A 21,511-nucleotide genomic window follows, 5' to 3' on the forward strand; every position below is an offset into this window, starting at 1 on the left:
ATTAAGTTATATTTTTTTATTAGCGTTTGCCATAAATGAGTCACCAGTAAAATCCCCTTGATATACTTGCTCACTACAAGCTTTCATGAAGATTTTCATATTGTTATCAGATTGAATAGAAATTTTTTCATCACTTACAAGTTCTTTTAAAACATCAAATTTATTCATATATATTAAAAATTCATTTGGATTATTTTTTATTTTTTCAAAAGTACCATTCGTTTTATAAAAAGAAATTTTCTTTAAATTTATTGAACTTATCTTATTGCTATTTATTAAATCACTATTAATATCTACTAAATTCACAAGTTCCGTATTGAATATATTATTAACATCACTTTTAGACGCTTCTTTATATAAATGTTTAAAATCCCCATGTATATTGTTTAAATGTGATAACTGCTTAAAATAAATTCTCCCAGTATCTTCACATAAAATAAAATCTACTTTATCCTCAAATTGTAAAAGGTTATTATTCTCTAAAAGTTTTGTCCCATTATCAAAAAATAAGAACTTTTTATCTTCAGCTATATATTTTTTACTTGTAATGACTTGGAAGTTGATTTTTAATTTACTATCTACTTCTTCTCCATACATAACAAGCTTAATATCATTTAATGTTAAACTATCAATATTTGACAAATCAGTACTTGACCTAAAGTGCTCATAAATCTTATCAATATGCCTCTTTACATTATTTTCCAAATCATCAGTTTCTAAATAAAACCATTCGTCATAAGCAGGAATATAATCAGGAGAGACTTTAAAATTAGTGAGATTATTATCTTCAATAGTTATAAAACTAGAAAAGTTTGGTACATTCTCTGCAAACTTATCAAATTCATCACTAGAATCAAAAAGATTATTAAACTTATTTTTTTTCAATTTACATATACATTCAGCCATTTGTATCCTTTGTATGAATTAGTAACTCTTCATCAATTTTTTTTAACTTATTTTGTTGAGATAAAAACTTATAGTCTTTTTCATTTGAGATTAAAATATATTCTGATTTATCTGTTTCTATTTTATATATTCTAATTCCTAAAATGTAGTAAAATGGATTTAAAAAACCTATTTTTGTCATATAAAAAAGTACAAATAAAAAAACAAATATTGAGTTAAAGAATACAATATTATATTCTTGTATATTTTTGAGTGATAAAGCTATGATAATAATTGATAAAAAGACAGGTAAATATTCTCTATATATTGGATTGATTTTTTTTATTGTAATTGTTAGTTCTTTAGATACTTTTGCAATATCTTTTAATAAATAGACACTTATTAAACTCATTATAAAAATAATTAATAAATATAATACAATATTCATCAACTCATTATATTGTGTAAAATCAAAAATATATTCTTTATATTCAAAGATATAATCAATATTAACTAGAAATATTTTATTGTTTAGTATGTATAAAAATATTATCCATAAAAAAGAATTGATATGAATAAAAAGCTTTAAAAATAAACTTTTTAACTTCATGACTTTACCTTAGCTTTGTTTCTAACATAATTATTCATCTTCAATATCTCTTTCGCTAGTCATAAAGTTAGTATGCTCAGTTTTATATGCTGAATAGTCAATGTTATATAAAACCTCACTTGCAGGATAAGTATAATCCTCAGTCATAGAAAAATCACCATACATTTCATCCCAAAACTCATTAAACTCTTCTTCTTGTTCATAATGGATTTTTTCTATATTTTGCTTGACTCTAGGATTTTCATTTTCAAAACTTTTAATTAAAAAACTAGCTGTAAGTATTGTTGTATTGATTAAAAATTCTTTTGTTAATTCATCTATGCCATCATTTCTAATTTGAAGTTCTTGCATAGTTCTGCCATGAGATGTAGCACCTATTTCATTTCTTAAATTACCCATCTGTTGACCAATATTTGCAATGGAAGTTGACAATTGTACTTCTAAGTCTCCTCCCTTAAAACCTATAGCCTTATAGGCTTGTTTTAATGAACCACCAATACTCTCTGTGGAATTTAACTCTATACCTTTTTCACTACAAATTTCTTTAGATATGGACTCTAAGAGAGATTTTGCATTCTCTAAAGCTGAGCCAAAATCACTATCTACAAAAGTTTCAATTCGTAATAAGTATTCTTCTAGTGGTTTCCACCTACCATATTGTTCGATTAAAACTTTTAACTTTTCCATACTTAATAATTAACCTTAACTTCACCACTCATAAGCTTAGGCAAAAGTGTATCTCTCATATTTTCAAGAGTTTTGATTTGGCCCAAACTAAAAATGATTTTTTCAAACATAGGAGATATTATTTTTGAATACTTTTCTATTTCATCTTTATCTAATTCTGCAAAAGGACAATTCTCTATATCCGTTGCACTAATATTTGGTTGAGCACTTCCTGAAGCTGTATTTATAATATAGTCATAACCAAATTCTGATGTTAAGTGCAAATAGGCAAGAAAGCACGCACCATTAAATTTCTCCCGTAACATACCAACTCGTTGATTTAGCCATAAATTTTTATCAGTATTTGGGACTATTCCCATTTTCCCAATTTCAGCACCAGTCATAGCAAAAAGAATATCACCACTATTTATTTTAAATTTCTCATCAGTTCTTATTGCAACATTGTCATCTATAAAATCACTTTCAGATATATTAACTATTGAATTTGAAATATTTTTTATTTTTATTACTAAATTATTTCCAAAATCTTGAAAATCTTTACTTTTAAAAGCGTAACCACTTTGAAGATTAACAATATTACCAATAGTTGAGTTAAAATCAGACTCTTTAAACCATTGTCTAAAAAGTGTTTGTGCTAGCTCTTCAAGGGTTTTGTTTTGGCGGTGGAGAAGGTCGATTTTATCATCAAGAGAGCTTAAAACTTCTGCTATTGCTTTTTGTTCTTCTAATGGTGGAAGTGTAATAAAAGCGTCACTTAAATCATTAATTGTAATTTGAGATTGTGCAGACCCACTATCTAAGTATCTTAAAGTTTCAATAGCATAGTAATAATAAATAAATTTATTATCAACAATATTTTTGTCAAAATCCATTTTAAGCGATAGATTAGTAAGAAAGCAATCTTCTTTAATAACTTTCACATCACCTGTTCCACCAACACCCCTTGCAACTACAATTAAATCACCTTTATTACAATTAAATTCAGGATAAGTGTATTGATATTTATATCCCGAAAATGTTGGATAATTCCCCGAATTTAATTTATCTTTTTTGGGCATTTTCCCATATGAAAAGTTACCAATATCGCCTATTCTATATTGTATCCACTCACCCATCAAACATCCCCCTCATAAAGCATATTTATAACAAGTTTGATGATTATCTCTTTTTGATCTGGGTGTGACTGTGCTACGAGCAGAGCTATAGAAGCTAAGGCATTGTCATTGATTTTAGTTTGTTTTTTGCCCTCTAAAGCCCTATGCTTAGTGGTGTGTTCCAAAATGGAACAAGTTGATTTTTTATCTAATTCTTCACTCATCAATAACAACCTTTGCCAAGTTATCATTTATCCTTTGATTTAGTATTTGTTCCTCTTTTATCTGCTCTTTAAGCTCAGCTTGCAAGCTAGTAAATCTCTCTTTAAAATCAAATTCATCATCTACCTCTTCAAGTCCTACATATCGCCCAGGGGTTAGTACATAGTTTAGCTCTTTTACTTCATCTAATGAAGCTGATTTACAAAAACCTTTTATATCTTCATACTCACTATTTCCACTCTTCCAATCATGATAAACCTTAGCTATGTGGTTTGTATCTTCATGACTTAACTCTTTTGTTCGTCTGTTGATAAGATGCCCCATATTTCGAGCGTCTATAAAAAGAATGTCTTTAGTAGTTTTTCCTCTTTTCATAAACCAAATGCTCGCTGGAATTTGAGTATTTAAAAAGAGTTTTGCAGGGAGGTTTACTATTGCATCAACTAAATTAGCTTCTATAAGAGCTTTTCTAATCTCTCCCTCATTTGATGTGTTAGAAGTGAGGCTCCCTTTTGCTAGTACAAATCCTGCTGTTCCAGTTGGGCTCAAGTGATAGAGGAAGTGTTGTATCCAAGCGTAGTTTGCATTTCCCTCTGGTGGAGTTCCATATTTCCATCTTCCATCATTTCGCAGGAGATCACCACTCCAATCACTTACATTAAAAGGTGGATTTGCGATGATAAAATCAGCTTTTAAATCTTTGTGGGCATCGTTTAAAAATGAGCCTTCATTGTTCCATTTTACTTGAGAGCTGTCTATTCCACGAATGGCAAGATTCATCTTTGCTAGACGCCATGTGGTTTGGTTTGACTCTTGACCATAGATAGATATATCGTTTATCTTGCCTTGGTGTTCTTTTACAAACTTTTCAGATTGTACAAACATACCACCACTACCACAACAAGGATCAAACACTCTACCTTTGCAGGGCTCTAACATTTTTACAAGAAGTTCAACGACACTTTTTGGCGTATAAAACTGTCCCCCTTGTTTGCCCTCAGCTAGTGCAAACTCACCTAAAAAGTATTCAAATACATGACCAAGTACATCAGCACTTCTTGCTTTGGCATCACCAAGGGCAATGTTTCCTATAAGGTCGATAAGCCCGCCCAGTGCTTTACTATCTAAGTTGTCTCTTGCATAGACTTTTGGCAGTACCCCTTTTAGTGATGGATTGTCTTTTTCTACAACATCCATAGCTTCATCGACAATTTTCCCGATATTTGGAAGTTTTGCATTTGAAAGTAAGTAGTTCCATCTAGCAGCAGGAGGGACGAAAAATACATTTTCCGCTTTATATTCATCTTTGTCTTCGGGGTCTGCTCCAACATACTCACCTTCACCAGATTTTAGTTTATTGTGAAGCTCTTCAAAACTATCAGAAATATACTTTAAAAACACAAGTCCCAATACGACATGTTTGTACTCCGCCGCATCGATGTTTTTTCGTAGCTTATCAGCTGCTTTCCATAATTGTTTCTCTAGTGATTCTTCTTGCTTCTCTTTTTGGGACAACTTTTCAACTTTTTTCAAATCATTATGCGCTAGTTTTGCCATATACCTATCTTTCTAGTAATATTAACCTATCGATGATTCTAGCTAATTAGGGCTTAATGAAAAATTCATTGGAATATTATATTTTAATGTTTGTGAGTGGGGTAAAAAGTGTGGTAAGCTATTTTGGGATGAAATGTAAAACATTTTAAATCCCTAAATTTAGGGTCTTAGATGGTGTCAAGAGGGAGACTTGAACTCCCGACCTCCGGCTTATGAGACCAGCGCTCTAACCAGCTGAGCTACCTTGACACACACTTTGAAGGTCGAAATTATATCTCGTCTAAACTTACAAATTGGTTAATTAAATAGTTTCAAGAGATCTTTGATCGGTTCTTTCAAATCTTTTGGCACATGCTTATCGATAACATCATTTATTTTCTTTTTAATATAGGTTGAGGATTTGACATCCACCTTAGGATGGTGGATATCGCCTTTAATATTTCCATTGAGATCTTTGTCTTTGATTTTGAGTTGAAATGATGCGTTGATATTTTTATCTGCGAGATTTACATGACCTGCTGGAATCTTCAGATACCCCCCATCACTCCCCATATAAAGTGCAAAATTAGTATCATCATGATCGATTGTCCCCGTGAGGTTACTATCGATAAAGCGCTCATGAGTTAGATCATATCCACTCAACATAAAAATCAAATCGCTCGTCTCCCCAGCTTTAAATTGCCCTGTAGGTGCCAGTGCGGAAAAGCGTCCCTGTTTTGAGATTAAATCATACGTGATATTAGCATCAACCTGCGAATCAAATATCTCAGGTAAAAACGCCGCATGGCTCATACGTAACGCCGATAAGTTTTGAATTCGCACATCTAGAAGATTGTTTGTAAGATCAAAAGAACTGTTTGAATCCAAGAATCCACTCATCCCCGTGAGCGTGATATTGTTATCAACGCCTAAAAATCTACCGGTTACGTCCAGTGTCCCTCGGAGTTTCATATTTGTCAAAAATTCCATATTTTCAAGCTTGCCAACAGAGAGATTATAGTCCCCCTCATATTGTTGCGTCTTGGGATCATACATGATATTTGGACTTTTTAAACTCGCCAGATTGGATAGAAAATCCACACTATTTGTGATATTTTGATCTCTATTTTCAGAGTGGACATGCAGAGAAAATGTACTGTTTTGAGGAAAATCTGTCTCTAGCAACGCACTCATATTTTGGGCTACAAAATGTCCATCATGAACACGCACATCCGATTGAAACACCCCTTTTGAGAGATCATCGATCGTAATATCACCGTCGATTAACGCATCAGTATATCTCTTGGCTTCGAACATATCCCAAACCTTGGCAGCCTGAAGTCCGACAAAATGCAATGTCGCTTGTTGATTAATCACCGATAGATCAATCAATCCACCAAATGTCTTACTTTGTGCTTTGATGACCCGATTGTCACCCTCCATCATGATATTTCCACTGAGGCGCATCTCTCCTTTGAGTTTTTGTCCCACAACCGGAGGCAACAAACCCAAACTCGGCAATACCAATGCATAATCAGCAGAAAAACGTTGATTTGCGAGGTGATATTCACTTTTGTTGAACTTTAACTGTGCGATATTTGACAAGATATTGCCAGAACTGTAGATAATGTCATTGCTGATTTTTGAATTGACTGAACCTTTGTAACTGATGGCATCTTTGAGTTTTATACCAAAATGCTTGGCGATGACATCATTGTTTAGGACTCCAAAATAGATTGTATTTTTGATGGTTCCAGCAAAATTTTCACCATCATCTGAAACTAAATCAGCCGATGCACTCAAAACACCATGCGTATAAATCGGTTGATTGAGAAACGCTAGGATATCTTCAATTCGTAAACTTTTCGCATCAATCTGTAATGTTCTTACTTTTTTATCTTTGATAGCCACCAAAAATTTCGTTTTAGACTTAAAAGCCGTCCCTTCTCCATTGATCGTGTATTCGTGTCGGTTTCCTTTTAGATTACCATCTAATAACATATGGCTTGTGATGGTCAGATACGGGGTGCGGAGATTATTGACATCAATCTTATAAATCAAATCGAAATTTTGTTTGAAAAGATTAATCTTGCCATTTACGACCAATGTCGCGTTGTGATCGATTACCATTTCAAAATCAAGAAAGTCAGGCTTTAGTGTCAATGACTCAATGTTTACATCATGATCAATATTTTTTGCAATGATTTTCCCAACATAGGGCTTCAAAATATTATTTCCAATGCTTGTAAAAAGCAAAATATAGACCAAAGAAAACAAAAACATGATAAAAACTATGATAGATACAAATATTCGCACACATTTTCCTTATAAATATTTTTTAAAATACTTTAGCCAAATGGACTAAAGTATTCTACTTTTTTCATAAAATTACTTGACATATTAGCATATTTTTAGTAAAATTCTGTCACTCAAATAAAAAGAGTGCTAAAATTTTGCTAAAAGGATAAACCATGACTTTTAAACCATTAGGAGAAAGAGTTCTTCTTCAAAGAATTGAAGAACCAAAAAAAACTGCAACAGGTATCATTATACCTGACAATGCAAAAGAAAAACCTTTAAGCGCGGAGGTGATTTCTATCAGTAAAGAAATCGAAGACGAAGGCATCATCAAAGTGGGAGACAAGGTTATCTTTGCCAAGTATGCAGGCACAGAATTAAACCTGGATGGCAAAGAATATTTAGTAATGAACAAAGATGATATCTTAGGTATTTTATAAATCAACAAGAAGGAATAAAAAAATGGCAAAAGAAATACATTACTCAGACAAAGCAAGAAATTCACTTTATGAAGGTGTTAAAAAATTAAATGATGCCGTAAAAGTAACGATGGGGCCAAGAGGACGAAATGTCCTGTTGCAAAAGAGTTTTGGTGCTCCTAGCATCACAAAAGACGGTGTTTCTGTTGCAAAAGAAATCGAGCTGGCAAATACTTTGGAAAATATGGGTGCGCAACTGGTTAAAGAAGTCGCTTCTAAGACGGCAGATCAAGCAGGAGATGGTACCACGACTGCAACTATTTTAGCTCATGCAATATTTAAAGAAGGTCTTAGAAATATCACAGCCGGAGCCAATCCGATCGAAGTCAAAAGAGGCATGGATAAAGCAAGTGAAGCGATTATGGGTGAACTCAAAAAAATCGCAAAAGAAGTAAAAAACAAAACTGAAATCGCACAAGTTGCGACTATCTCGGCAAACTCTGATGCCATCATCGGTGAGCTTATAGCAGAGGCTATGGACAAAGTCGGCAAAGACGGCGTCATCACAGTAGAAGAGGCAAAAGGCATCAATGACGAACTCGATGTCGTAGAAGGCATGCAATTTGACAGAGGCTACTTGTCGCCTTATTTTGCAACCAATACAGAAAAGATGGAAACCAAACTGGAAAATCCATATATTTTATTGTATGATAAAAAAGTTTCCAACCTCAAAGATTTACTTCCTGTTTTAGAACAGGTTCAAAAAAGCGGAAAACCTCTTTTGATCATCGCGGAAGATATTGAAGGCGAAGCGCTTGCAACTTTGGTTGTCAATAAGCTAAGAGGCGTGCTCAACATCGCAGCGGTCAAAGCTCCTGGTTTTGGCGACAGAAGAAAAGCAATGCTAGAAGATATCGCGATTTTAACAGGCGGTGAAGTGATCAGTGAAGAACTAGGTAGAAATCTAGAAAGCGCGACCATGGACGACCTTGGTGTGGCTTCATCTATCGTGATTGACAAAGACAATACCGTCATCGTAAATGGTGCCGGAGATAAGGCCAAGATAGAAGCGAGAGTTGCTCAAATCAAAGCACAAATCGTTGAAACCTCTAGCGATTATGATAAAGAAAAACTACAAGAGCGACTGGCTAAACTAAGTGGCGGCGTAGCGGTCATCAAAGTAGGTGCAGCAACAGAAACAGAGATGAAAGAGAAAAAAGACAGGGTTGATGACGCACTGAGCGCTACCAAAGCAGCTGTCGAAGAAGGTATTGTTGTAGGTGGCGGTGTCGCTCTTATTATGGCAAATTCAAAAGTGAATTTAAAACTTACAGGTGATGAAGCAATCGGCGCGGCTATCGTAAGCCGGGCGATCACAGCCCCCCTAAGACAGATTGCTGAAAATGCAGGATTTGACTCAGGCGTCGTGATCAACAAGATCAAAGAAAGTACAGTTAAAAATATCGGTTTTGATGCAGCAAGCGGTAACTATGTCAATATGTTTGAAGCGGGAATCGTAGATCCTGTTAAAGTTGAGAGAATCGCACTGAAAAATGCGGTTTCAGTTGCTAGCTTATTATTAACTACTGAAGCTACCGTTACAGATATAAAAGAAGAAAAAGCAGCTCCTGCGATGCCGGATATGAGTGGCATGGGCGGCATGGGCGGCATGGGCGGCATGATGTAACTACCCTTTAATCAAGCAATCCTTTCAAAAAACTGCTTGGAAGTCGTATATCAAGTATTATACGACTTCCAAAAAAACTCTTTTTTTTGATATAATATCATCAAAAAAGGAGTAGAAGATGCAAGTATCAAATTTTGTTGCCTATACTTCGTTTTTTAGCTCCCATCACATCAAAAAATTAGCCCGAAATATTTTAAGCTATATCAAACCTTGTCATTGCAATTATATCTTTAGATTAAAAATCAGACTTATTATGCTCTTGCATATATTTATACCTCGATGTCCTTATTACTGTACTTATTTTGCTTTTAGGCGAACTGGTGTACATCCTCCTTTTTCCTATCAAAACTTATAACCCATTTTCATAGTCGGCAATCGACACAATCAATATTATAAATAAGATAGGAATCACTATGTCAAAAAATTATGTAACCGGTTTCCCAAGAATCGGGGAACAAAGAGAATTAAAAAAAGTATTGGAGAGTTTTTGGGCAAAAAAAGTCCCATTTAATGAAGTCGAAACTATTGCAAAAAATCTCAGACAAAGACACTGGGAGTATCAAAGAAACGCGGGTATCGACTACATCAGTTCTAACGATTTCTCCCTTTATGACACTATGCTAGACACCAGCATCATGCTCAATGCCATCCCAAAAAGATTTCGGGATCTCACAGATGAAACGCTGTATTTTACGATGGCACGAGGTGATAAGACACGAATCGCCATGGAAATGACCAAATGGTTTAATACCAACTATCACTACATCGTTCCAGAATTATCACTTGAAGATCACTACAAAGCCAATGCTTCAAAAATCATAAACGAATATATGGAAGCCAAAAAGCTCGGTATCAAAACCAAGATAAATCTCATAGGTCCATTAACATTTTTAGGCCTATCAAAAAGGATTGATGGAAAAGATCCTTATGAATTTTTAGGCAGAGTATTGCCAATCTATGAAGAAGTACTTTCGCGTATCGGCACGCTTGATGATATCATCACGGTGCAGATTGATGAGCCGATCTTTGTAAAAGATTTGGAACCAAAAGTGAAAAGTCTCATCAAACCGACCTATGACAGGCTCTCAACTACGGCTTCCAATGTGAAGCTCATCGTCACAAGTTACTTTGAGCATGCAAACGAAGCCACAAAAATATTGGTCAATACTCCGATATGGGGACTTGGCCTTGATTTCGTATATGGAGAGGAAAATCTCGAAGTGCTTGATTTTATTGCAAAAAGCGGCAAACATCTGATAGCGGGCGTGGTTGATGGGCGAAATATCTGGAAAAATGATTTTCAAAAAACCCTGAATTTGCTAGATAAAATCTCGCAAACACTCGGCAAAGAAAATCTTATTATCAGCACCTCATGTTCACTTTTACATGTACCTTTTAGTATAACTCTTGAGAAACATATGAAGGAAGAAATAAAAAATTGGCTTAGTTTTGCCGTTGAAAAACTGGATGAAATCACTATAATCTCAAGGCTGTTTTTCGAGGAACATCATAAACATGACAAAAATCTACATGACGCTTTAAGAGAAAATACGCAAGCCAACCTCAACAGACGAAGCTCCAAACGCATACATGATGATCTCGTCTTACAAAAAATCAAGAATCTTCAAAAATTTCAACGGGACGGACAATTTGAAGAGCGAATCAAAATCCAGAGAAAAACCTTGGGGTATAGCGATTTAACAACTACAACCATCGGCTCATTTCCTCAAACCGGCGAGATAAGGACAGCAAGAAGCCAGTACAAAAAGAATCTCATATCAAAAAAGGATTATGAATCGTGCATGAAACATTACATCGATGAGTGTATCGCATTTCAAGAAGAGATAGATTTGGATGTTTTGGTACACGGAGAGCCGGAACGAAATGACATGGTTGAGTATTTTGGAGAACAACTCAAGGGGTATGGCTTCACTCAAAACGGATGGGTACAAAGCTATGGAAGTCGATGCGTCAAACCCCCTTTTATTTACGGAGATATCAGCAGGCCTAAACCGATGACGGTTGAGTGGATAACTTATGCACAAAGCAAAACGAACAAAATCATAAAAGGGATGCTCACAGGCCCTGTTACGATACTCAACTGGTCTTTTGTACGAGATGATAAGCCCCGACATATAGTAGCCCAGGAGATTGCTGTTGCCATCAGTGAGGAAGTTGATGACTTACAAAATGCCGGTATCAAAATCATCCAGATTGATGAAGCTGCTTTTAAAGAAGGGTATCCTCTTCGAACTGACAAAATAAAAGAGTATGAAAAGTGGGCTGTGGCAAACTTCAAACTTTGTGCTTCTACAGCCCGCAAAGAAACTCAAATCCACACACACATGTGTTATAGCGAGTTTAATGATATCATCAAAACGATTGAAGCTATGGATGCCGATGTCATCACAATAGAAACTGCACGAAGCGGCAATGAGCTTTTGAAAATCTTTAAAAAAGTCGGATACAAACAAGAGATAGGACCCGGAGTTTATGATATTCACTCTCCACGCGTTCCAAGTGTGGAGGAAATCGTCAAACAAATCAACCGATTACTTGAAGTGCTGCCAAAAGAACAGCTATGGATCAATCCTGATTGCGGACTGAAGACCAGAGGCTGGAGCGAAGTAAAACAGAGTTTGGAAAATATGGTCAAAGCGGTAAAACTTGTGAAAAGCTCGCTTTAGCGGTTATCGGCTCTTTTTTCTATTGATAAAATAGACTCCTAAAAAGATCAACCCTGCGGAGATATAATCGACCCAGTTTATATCTTCGCCTACGATAACAACACCGATAAAAAGCGCCACAACCGGCGGTAAATATGTAACCGAAGCGGCTTTGATGGAACCGAACTTCTCAATCAGATAATAATAGATAATATAGGCCAAGCCTGTACCTAAAAGCCCCAAACCCAGCACTAAACCCACCGCAGTATTGGCATCACTCCACACACGATTGATACCATCAAAATCTGTAATAAAGAGCAATATAAGCAATGCAAACCCCAACTGATATGTTGTCAGTGCGACTACTGGAATCCTGAGCGGCATGATATATTTTTTAGCATAAACAAACGATGCCCCAACACTAAGTGAGCCAGATAGCATATAAACGATACCTTTTATACTAAGAGATTCCACATGCCAGGTGAAAATACCGCTGATGGTGACAACCCCTAAAAACCCAAGCAGCAATCCTAAGAAACCAAATTTATCCGTTTTTTCATCTTTTAAAAATATGATGGAAAGCAAAAACGAGAAAAGCGGTATCGCACCGCTCAGTACACCGGCTACACCCGATGGCAGCAAAAAGGAGCCTTTGACAAAACCAAAATAATATATAACCGCTGCAAGCAATGCCATGATAATAAAATGCCTAAAATGCTTCAAGTGCGATAAAGAGAGAACTTTTGAATAATACGCATACAAAAGTACCGGAATAAACCCAAAAAGTATCCTAAAAAACACCACTTGCATCGGACTAATCAAATGAGCTGCCAATTTCATGTAGATAAAATTGCTGCCCCAGATAATCCCAAGCGCAAAAAATGCAATGACAGGGAGAAATCTCATTTATTTATCACATAATGATCCACAACCCACTCAGAAAATGGCATCGAAGAGGTAAAAGCCGGAGAGACTGCATTGAGTACGTGAATACTCACATCATCGCCTTCAACCACGAAATCCTGAACCAGTTCCAGCGTCGTCGTATCTAAAAGTTGTGCTCTGATACCCGGGGTACTCCATGTCGTAAATCCACTCATATCAAGTGGTTTCGTCAGTCCTTTTGCAAGATTTAGAAGATAGGATTTGGAGTATTTTTTCACTTCACTTACAGCAAGCGCTCTAAACCCAAAAGCATTCGTAAAAAATAATTTGGCTTCATAAAACAGGATTTGAGCCATCTCAAAAATATTAAAATTCGCAAAGCCCTTATAATTTTCCCGCCAAAAAGCAGGAATCGCTGTGGGGCCGATTTTACTAGCATTTTCAACCGCATACGTATAATGCACTCCCAAAAAAGGATTGGCGAGATTGGGAACCGGATAGACATTGGTCGTAAGTCCACAGATATTTTTTTTATCTTTGAGATAAATTCCTTTAAATGGAATGATGACATATTTGTGAGCAAAACCAAAATCTTTGGCGATTTTATCGGCATACAATCCCGCACAATTGATGAGTTTTCTAAATCTAAGTATTCGTTTGCTCGTCTGAATCTCATGCGTATCCGTTCGCTTCACATAGGCCGTATCTGTCATGATCTCCACACCCATCTCTTGAATATATTTTTTGAATTCAAGCGTGACTTCTTTGGGGTCAATCGTCGCAGTAGTAGGTGAAAATAGCGCCTTTGTTGTGGTCTTGAGATGGGGATATCGCGCGTCTAACTCTTCATCGCTCAACCAATCTAAAGCAACACCATTGACATCCCCTCTTCTTTTTAACTCTTCTAAACCCTCGACTTCATCATCGTTTTGGGCGACGACGACCTTGGCGCATTTATTGATACGCAGTCCACGTTCATCACAAAAAGTCTGAAGCCTCGCGTTGCCCTCTTTGGTAAATTTTGCCTTGAGGGAATCGGCACTATAGTAAAATCCCGCGTGTAAGACGCCGCTATTTCTGCCACTACTGTGCATACCGACATCTTCTTCTTTTTCAATCACTGCAATAGTGGCACTCTTTTGTTTTTCTTTGAGTGCGCGTGCAATATTTAATCCAATAATTCCCCCACCAATCACAACATAATCATACATATTGACATCCCCCCGAATGTTCTAGACATTTACTCATTCGTAATTGTAGCAGTTTTTAGACTCTTTTTATATCGTCTTTTGTGTAAAATAAATGCTACTATCATGATAATCACTCCCAGTATATTGGTATCTTGTACCAAATCAAAATAACTGGTCCAATTAAAAACTTGATCTTGGAAGAGTAAGAAAAACGTTGCGACCGCAAATAATCCTCGCTCTAAAATCGTCATCTTCATATCCCAATATCCCTCTGTCGTGGCGGCTACTCCTAAAAATCCCGGTATGGCAAAGGCAAATACTTCAAATCGTTCTGGCCATGTTCCTGTGATTAGAGGACTAAAAGCAAACAACAAGGGCATAATATAAAAGGCTTTGGCCGTTGAGAGTGCTTTGAAGCCTGTTTGCATCGGTGGTGTTTCAGCAATCGCAGCACCCGCAAACGCAGCCAAACAAACCGGTGGCGTCAAATTAGAGACTTGCGCCAACCAAAAAATCATCAAATGTGCCGCCAAAAGATACATCGTCGCTTGAGGGACATTCACACCCGCACTCAAAAGTGCAGCCGTCGCAGGGTCTAACATCAAGCCTACTAAAGCCGGAGCGGAGAGGACAACCAAAACCACATAAGAAGCCGTCGTTGGCAAGCCCATACCCAAGACTATCGCCGCAATAGAGACCAATAAAAGTGCGATTAAGAGACTATTGTGAGACCATTCCATAATCAACTGTGAAAAAGTAACGCCAATACCTGAGATATTTACCACACCAACAATCACTCCAATACTCACCAATAAGGTCCCTGTCACCACCATATTTTTGGAACCATCGGCTAATGCTTCTAAAATCAATCGAAAACTCATTCTTTTATTTTTAGTCAAATACGATGAAAAAACAATCGCAACCATAGAGATTCCCGCCGCATACGTTGGGGTAAAACCATAAATCAACAAGACAACTAAAGTACCAATAGGAATCAAAAAGTGAAATCCCTCACGAACAATCGGCCATGCTCTTTTATTAACATCTTCTGAAACAATATTGTGTTTTTTAGCATGAATATGAATATAAAAAGAGATTGAGATGAAGTACAACATCGCAGGCAAAATTGAAAGCACGATAATCGTAGAAAAGGCAATCTGTGTCATCTGTGCCATGATAAAAGCCCCCGCCCCCATAATCGGTGGCATAATCTGACCACCCGTACTCGCACTCGTCTCCACTGAAGCCGCGAACATCGGTCTGAATCCTGATTTTTTCATCATCGGAATAGTAATGGAGCCCGTTGAGACGACATTGGCCACAGCACTTCCTGAAATCGTTCCCATAAGAGCGGAACTAAAAAGAGCAACGTGTCCGGAGCCCCCTTTGAATTTTGAAGTGGCCACAGAAGCGAGATCGACGATGAAATCTCCCGCACCACTTTTCATCAAAAAGGCAGAAAAGAGTATAAACATAAAGACATAAGTCGCTGATATAGTTGCAATAGAACCAAAAAGTCCCTCGCCAGTATAATACATACGATATAAAAATCGCTCGACACTCATCCCTCTAAATGCAAAGACACCATCTAGCAGAGTCCCAAAATAGAGGAGGTAACCAATGGCAATGATAATCATAGTCGGAATAATATACCCCGTGGTTCTTCTTAAAATTTCTAAAGACAACAAAATCGCAAGTGTTGCATAAATCAAGTCAAATGGCCGCATATTACTGTGTGCGACAGTATAGAGGCTTTGCTCAAAAAACATCATGTATACAACAACACTTGATGTCAAAATAGCAAGAATAATATCATAAATCGGTACCCTACTTTGATCGGAATGTTTGGAGGCACGGAAGGTCAAAAAGCCAAGTGAGGCTAGAAGTGAGAAATGTGCGGCATTGAACCAGAGATTACTCATCCCTCCCCAAATATTTTGATAAAAGTGGAACAGCGATATAAAAATTGCATAGACAAATATAAACTTGTTAAGAGACTCTCTTTTCATCTTGAAATACCTTTATATAAAAGTTGCGGCATGGTAGAAGCTACCATGCCTGATTGACTATTTTGCTATTAGTCTTGCTGGGATTTTAAGCCCCATCTCTTTGTAGTATTTTGCAGCACCTGGGTGAAGTGGCATTGGGAGACCGTCGATTGCTTTTTGCAAACTCATGACTAAAGTTGCTTTATGAACGGAATGTAAAAATGGAAGGTTTTCATAAATCGTTTTTGTCAAAAGATACACTGTTTGCTCTGGAGTATCTGCGGTCACGACCAAAAGATTTGGTTGTGCGATAGTATGTACATCTTTGGTTTGTCCGGGATATGTTCCGGCTTTGATAGTAAATGGAGTCCATACCGGATAGTTATCATCAATCTTTTTAAGATCGTCTGCTGTAAAGTTTAAGATAGCTAAATTTTTTGCACCAATAGTAGCATAGGCATTGGTAACAGAACTCGTTGGTGTACCCGCTGGTGTATTCATCCCTTGGATTTTTCCATCTTGAAGGGCATTAGAACTTGGAGTGTACCCGAGATATTGTACATCCATCTTGTTATAATCAATACCCAAAGAGCTCATGATAGTTTCAGAAGAAGTTCTACTTCCTGAGTTTCTACCACCGGATGAGAAACCTTCACCGTAGAGATTTTTTAAATCCATAATATTGCCCGTTTTGGCATATTTTTTATAGACGGTAAATTGCTCGACATTTTGCCATAACATCGTGATTGATCTTAGATTTTTTTTCGCTTTTCCTTTATAGAGACCTTTTCCTTGCCATGCCATAGAACCAAACAAACCTTGCAAAATTGCAAATTTTGCTTCACCTTTATCCATCATATCAATATTTTCATTACTTCCCGCACTCGTGATTGCCGAAAAAGTGATGCCATATTTTTTTGCCAGTTTAATACTTGCAATAGTTGCAATACCGACACCAACAGGATAATACGTTCCCCCAGTACTTGCCGTAGCGATGATATATCGATGCTCTTTTTGGGCTGCATTTAGGCTACCTGCCATAGACGCAATCACTGCAGTTGTCACTAAAACTCTTTTGAGAATTTTGCTCTTAATCATGTAATCTCCTTATTTGATATAAAGAGAGTATAACATCATAATTTCAAAATAGTTTCAAAATTGTTGTTTTATATGTAATTTTTTTTGAAGTGTTACTTTTTGACTACTTTTTTTCAATCATGTAACCTTGACCTTTGAGTGAGAGTATAAAATCTTCTTTGCCAATTTTGTCTTTTAAACGCTTCATGACCGTCCGAAACGTCACATCTGATTTATTGATATCATTCCATAACGCGAGTTTAAATGTCTCAATGGTTGTGATATTTCCTATATTGTTGGCTAAAATATCTAAAAGTTGCGTCTCTTGTTTGGATAATTTCACCCATTCATCATCGCAATACAGGAGTTTGCGCTTTGGATAATAGGTGTAATGCGTATTGATAACAATGGCATCGGAGATCAAAGATTGCTCTTTTTCTTTGAGCACTTGTTCTTTCGCTTTGCTCAGGATTTTCATCATATTATCAACATTGATGGGTTTTAAAAAATAGCCCAATACTCTAAAGTTGATGGACTTCAATAGCTTTTCTTCATCTTTATACGCCGATACGATGATGAATTTTTGCTCTTTTCGTAATGCCAACATTTGTTCAATCATATCCATACCATTTAGGTTGGGCATTTTGATGTCAGTGAGCACCAAATCAAATGTTTTCCCAGCTTCTAACTCTTTTTGAAACGTTTCATAACCAATCGCACCATCGACCGCAGTCACCACATCTTCAAAGATTGTATTGAGATAAAAGCTCAAAATCTCTCTGGCATCTGCTTCATCTTCCACCAATAAAACTCTTGTGACATTTTTTTTCACGATTCCTCCTGTGTGGGCAATATAACCTTAAATTCGACACCCTCTTCGATATTATGCACCTCAATTGTCCCTAGCATACTATTTTCGATAATCATCTTCGTCATGTACAACCCAATACCCGTGCCTTGTTTTTCAAACTTTGTCGTAAAATAAGGTTCAAACATTCGGTCCATTATATCTTCTTTTATGGCTCCGGCATTATTGGCGATAATGATTTCATAACTATCATGATGCTGTCTTCCAAAGATATCGATGATACCTTGAAAAGTCTTGTCTTTTTCTAATTTCTGTGAAATCGCATCTTTGGCATTGGAGATAATATTCAAGATCGCTTGTTTAAACTCATTTTCAAAACTGCACAGTGTCGCCTCCTCGATATCTATCTGAATGTTAAAGGCCTTTGTGTCTAAATCCGAACTGGCAATCTCTTTGATGGCGAGCAAGGTCTTTTTGAGATCAAACGTAGCACGCTCTTTTGAAGGTTTATAAAAATTTCTAAAGTCATCAATCGTATGAGACATATAATCAATCTGTTTTTTACCTTTATCGATATAATTACTAATCATATCATGACTGAGTTTTTGATTATCATAATTATCCCGAATAAAATGCAAAATCAGGGAGATATTATTGAGCGGTTGACGCCATTGATGGGCTATAGCACCAATCATCTCACCCATGGCGGCTAGTTTGTTTTGTTGCACCAATAATTTGTCTTTTGCGATATTTTTAGCAACCTCATCTTTGACTTTGAGTTCCAGCTCTTGTTCGCTTTGTTTAATCGCCGTAATATCATAAATATATCCATACAGTGCCGTGACATTTCCAAAATCATCTTTGATGAAAATCGCATGAGAAAAGACCCAGCGCAACTCTTGTGTTCCCTTTTTCAAAATCCTATAAATACAAGAAAATCCCTCTTGATGGTTAGCAATATGCTCTTGCAAAGATTGCATGACTATTGGCAAATCATCTTTATAGATAATATCAGTGTACATCATGCTCTGTTGCAATAAATCATCTGGAACATATCCAAATTTGGCAATGCTCTCAGACGCAAAAGTCACAGTCAGATACGCATCATTATTCCAGCGAAATAGGACAATATCCCCCTCACGCATCAAAAGCCACGTATCATCAAGTGTTTTTTCGATTCTTTTACGATCGACTATATTCATCGCCATCATGACCAAGCGTTCTTGTTGGTGTTTTTCGTCATAAAAAATCTTGCCTCGAGATAATACCCATCGGTAACGATTGAGTTTTGTCTTGATACGATATTCTGCGATAAAATGATCACGAAGACCCCGTTTATGTTCGCTCATGATCTTTTCGACATTATCGCGATCATCCTTGTGAATTAATTCTAGCCAAGCATCATAGGAGTCAATATCACCCCGCTTGTATCCAAACATCTCAAGCCACGTATTGGAAAAGAAGATTTTTCCCGTTTTAAAGTTAATATCCCACAATCCATCGTTTGAGGCGATGATTGCGAGCTCATAGCGCTCCTTCCAAATCTGCAATAATCTATTTTTGTTTTCAAATCTTTTATTATATGAAGAGAAAACTTTTTTGATAAAATTACTAAAACTCACCGATGCAATCAAAAAGATAACGGTAAAAATTAAAATGATGACACCCACCAGTGTTTTGCGATGTTGGAAGACTTGTTGGATTTTCTTTTTCTCTGCAAGATACCGATCGACTATTTGATGATGTTTTGTTTTGATTCCCACACCAAAACTGTATTGGTAAAAATCATAAAAATTTTTAAAAAGAGTATTTTCCCGACTCTGTTTTTGATTGATTCTTTGAATCATATGCGCCTCTTTTGGGCTCAACTTTGGTAAGACATCTTTGATGCTGTGCCATTTTTTTTGATTAAAGATATTGAAAAAATATCGTTCATTATAATCATAAAAATAAAAATATTGGTGGGCTTGTGTAGAGGTCTCTTTTCCTATGGCGTGAAACAGTGTTTTGGCCGTAAATTTTTTGAGATTATCTGTAATCGAAAACGCTCCAATAAACCAATCTGTTTTTTTATCCAGTTCGAAATAATTCACTTGAATACTTTTGGTATCGTCATTTTTCCAATAAAAACTACTTTTATCACCCTGTGAAGAGATGTATAAAATCGTCAATTGAAGGGATCTTGGATTATTATAATTGTTAAAAATTAATTTTTGTATATTTTTTAATGTATTCAACCCATAAATGACATTATAAGTATTTTTTTCAAAAATAACAAAATGGATGTGCTCTTGTCGTTCAACTGACTCTAAATATGGTGTTAGCTGTGCCACGGTTGGATGATTGTTCTGAGCAGAAAGACCATTGATAGTACCTCGGATTTGAGCGACGTTGAACATTAGTTTTTTTTCAATATTTTTAAAATAGGTATGCACTTTATTGAGATTGTTATCAACATAATCGAGTAATTTTTTGTTATTTTCATAACTGCTTTGGAGTTTTGCTCTTTGTGAAATCAAATCAAGTTGTGAATTTTTATTGAAATCTAAAATAAAAGAAGCCACTAAAAAAGAGATAATAGACAATAAGAGGATAAAAAATATAGGGAAAAATACTAACATTTTCTCAATATCATGTAATCTATAAAGACGTCTTGATTTGTTAGACATTTCACTACTCCTGCATTGCTTTAGATTTACCAAATAAAACAAATAGTATAATACCAAAAAAATACAAGGACTTTACAATATGGGAAGAGCTTTTGAGTATAGAAAAGCAGCAAAACTGAAAAGATGGGGAAATATGTCCAGAGTATTTCCACGATTAGGCAGATCCATCACAATGGCAGCCAAAGAAGGCGGAACTGATCCTGAGAGTAATGCCAAGCTAAGGACGGCCATACTCAATGCCAAGGCAGAAAATATGCCAAAAGACAACATCGAAGCAGCCATAAAACGTGCGGACAGCAAAGACCTCGCTAACATGAGCGAAGTGACGTATGAGGGCAAAGGACCACACGGCTCACTCTTTTTTGTTGAATGCGCTACCGATAATCCAACACGAACCGTGGCGAAAGTCAAAAATAATTTCAAAAAAGCCGGTGGCGAAATGCTCAACAATGGGTCACTCGACTTTATGTTTTCAAGAAAATCGGTATTTGAATTTAAAAAAACTGAGGATATGGACTTAGAAGAGCTAGAATTAGAACTGATTGATGCCGGACTTGAAGAAATCGAAGAGGAAGATGGCATTGTCTTGGTGCATGGAGATTATAAAGATTTTGGAAACTTATCTCATGCATTTGAAGCGCTACATATTGAACTCTCAAAAGCAACACTAGAGCGTATTGCCAACAATCCTGTTAAATTTACGCCAGAACAACTTGAAGAGATAGAAAAAATCGTCGAAAGAGTAGAAGATGACGATGATGTCCAAGCTGTTTATACCAATATCGGATAA

General features: G+C 36.2%; 17 protein-coding genes and 1 tRNA gene. 4 read left to right on the forward strand and 14 right to left on the reverse strand.

Annotated features, from left to right (window positions below; genetic code table 11):
• Nucleotides 1-6: 6 nt before the first annotated feature.
• The 8 genes from SFB89_RS07885 to SFB89_RS07920 all read right to left on the reverse strand — a co-directional run bounded on the left by SFB89_RS07885 (nt 7) and on the right by SFB89_RS07920 (nt 7,350).
• Complete coding sequence (locus SFB89_RS07885; RefSeq protein WP_331774139.1) at nt 7-906, reverse strand: hypothetical protein; 900 nt, start codon at nt 904-906, stop codon at nt 7-9.
• Entirely contained in the window at nt 899-1,495 is a 597-nt protein-coding gene (locus tag SFB89_RS07890) for a hypothetical protein (RefSeq protein WP_331774140.1), read from the reverse strand. Before SFB89_RS07890 ends, SFB89_RS07885 begins: the two co-directional genes overlap by 8 nt.
• Nucleotides 1,496-1,525: 30 nt before the next feature.
• Complete coding sequence (locus SFB89_RS07895; RefSeq protein ID WP_331774141.1) at nt 1,526-2,182, reverse strand: abortive infection family protein; 657 nt, start codon at nt 2,180-2,182, stop codon at nt 1,526-1,528.
• A gap of 2 nt (nt 2,183-2,184) precedes the next feature.
• The gene (locus SFB89_RS07900; RefSeq protein WP_331774142.1) at nt 2,185-3,297 is read right to left on the reverse strand and encodes a restriction endonuclease subunit S; all 1,113 of its coding nucleotides are present in this window, start codon (nt 3,295-3,297) and stop codon (nt 2,185-2,187) included.
• Nucleotides 3,297-3,500: a hypothetical protein gene (locus SFB89_RS07905; RefSeq protein WP_331774143.1), complete on the reverse strand. Its 204-nt coding sequence runs from the start codon at nt 3,498-3,500 to the stop codon at nt 3,297-3,299. The genes SFB89_RS07900 and SFB89_RS07905 overlap by 1 nt, the downstream gene beginning before the upstream one ends.
• Nucleotides 3,493-5,055 (reverse strand): type I restriction-modification system subunit M, encoded by a 1,563-nt coding sequence (locus tag SFB89_RS07910; protein WP_331774144.1) that lies wholly within the window; start codon nt 5,053-5,055, stop codon nt 3,493-3,495. The genes SFB89_RS07905 and SFB89_RS07910 overlap by 8 nt, the downstream gene beginning before the upstream one ends.
• Nucleotides 5,056-5,227: 172 nt before the next feature.
• Nucleotides 5,228-5,304 (reverse strand) — tRNA-Met (locus tag SFB89_RS07915).
• Nucleotides 5,305-5,352: 48 nt separating this feature from the next.
• Nucleotides 5,353-7,350, reverse strand: coding sequence for a hypothetical protein (locus tag SFB89_RS07920; RefSeq protein WP_331774145.1), 1,998 nt, complete (start codon nt 7,348-7,350; stop codon nt 5,353-5,355).
• Between the two features lie 155 nt (nt 7,351-7,505).
• Here SFB89_RS07920 and groES point away from each other — a divergent pair, with 155 nt between their 5' ends.
• The 3 genes from groES to metE all read left to right on the forward strand — a co-directional run bounded on the left by groES (nt 7,506) and on the right by metE (nt 12,125).
• On the forward strand, nt 7,506-7,772 hold the full coding sequence (groES, locus tag SFB89_RS07925; protein ID WP_331774146.1) for a co-chaperone GroES: 267 nt from the start codon (nt 7,506-7,508) through the stop codon (nt 7,770-7,772).
• 22 nt (nt 7,773-7,794) lie between these two features.
• The gene (gene groL, locus SFB89_RS07930; protein ID WP_331774147.1) at nt 7,795-9,438 is read left to right on the forward strand and encodes a chaperonin GroEL; all 1,644 of its coding nucleotides are present in this window, start codon (nt 7,795-7,797) and stop codon (nt 9,436-9,438) included.
• 413 nt (nt 9,439-9,851) lie between these two features.
• Nucleotides 9,852-12,125 carry a 5-methyltetrahydropteroyltriglutamate--homocysteine S-methyltransferase gene (gene metE, locus SFB89_RS07935; protein ID WP_331774148.1) on the forward strand — a complete coding sequence of 758 codons (2,274 nt, stop codon included), beginning with the start codon at nt 9,852-9,854 and terminating at the stop codon, nt 12,123-12,125.
• Between the two features lie 3 nt (nt 12,126-12,128).
• On the opposite strand, the gene SFB89_RS07940 is transcribed toward metE, so the two are convergent.
• From SFB89_RS07940 to SFB89_RS07965, 6 genes are all read right to left on the reverse strand, one after another.
• Nucleotides 12,129-13,010 (reverse strand): DMT family transporter, encoded by an 882-nt coding sequence (locus SFB89_RS07940; protein WP_331774149.1) that lies wholly within the window; start codon nt 13,008-13,010, stop codon nt 12,129-12,131.
• Nucleotides 13,007-14,200 (reverse strand): L-2-hydroxyglutarate oxidase, encoded by a 1,194-nt coding sequence (lhgO, locus tag SFB89_RS07945; protein WP_331774150.1) that lies wholly within the window; start codon nt 14,198-14,200, stop codon nt 13,007-13,009. Before lhgO ends, SFB89_RS07940 begins: the two co-directional genes overlap by 4 nt.
• A gap of 29 nt (nt 14,201-14,229) precedes the next feature.
• On the reverse strand, nt 14,230-16,188 hold the full coding sequence (locus SFB89_RS07950; protein ID WP_331774151.1) for a TRAP transporter permease: 1,959 nt from the start codon (nt 16,186-16,188) through the stop codon (nt 14,230-14,232).
• 57 nt (nt 16,189-16,245) lie between these two features.
• Nucleotides 16,246-17,265, reverse strand: a complete 1,020-nt coding sequence (locus SFB89_RS07955) for a TAXI family TRAP transporter solute-binding subunit (RefSeq protein WP_331774152.1) — start codon at nt 17,263-17,265, stop codon at nt 16,246-16,248.
• A gap of 103 nt (nt 17,266-17,368) precedes the next feature.
• Complete coding sequence (locus SFB89_RS07960) at nt 17,369-18,076, reverse strand: response regulator transcription factor (protein WP_331774153.1); 708 nt, start codon at nt 18,074-18,076, stop codon at nt 17,369-17,371.
• Nucleotides 18,073-20,721 carry a PAS domain-containing sensor histidine kinase gene (locus tag SFB89_RS07965; protein ID WP_331774154.1) on the reverse strand — a complete coding sequence of 883 codons (2,649 nt, stop codon included), beginning with the start codon at nt 20,719-20,721 and terminating at the stop codon, nt 18,073-18,075. The genes SFB89_RS07960 and SFB89_RS07965 overlap by 4 nt, the downstream gene beginning before the upstream one ends.
• A gap of 79 nt (nt 20,722-20,800) precedes the next feature.
• Between SFB89_RS07965 and SFB89_RS07970 the strand changes: the two genes are divergently transcribed.
• On the forward strand, nt 20,801-21,511 hold the full coding sequence (locus SFB89_RS07970; protein WP_331774155.1) for a YebC/PmpR family DNA-binding transcriptional regulator: 711 nt from the start codon (nt 20,801-20,803) through the stop codon (nt 21,509-21,511).

It is taken from the genome of Sulfurospirillum sp. 1612, from assembly GCF_036556685.1.
In the GTDB taxonomy this organism is placed as follows: Bacteria; Campylobacterota; Campylobacteria; order Campylobacterales; family Sulfurospirillaceae; genus JAADIZ01.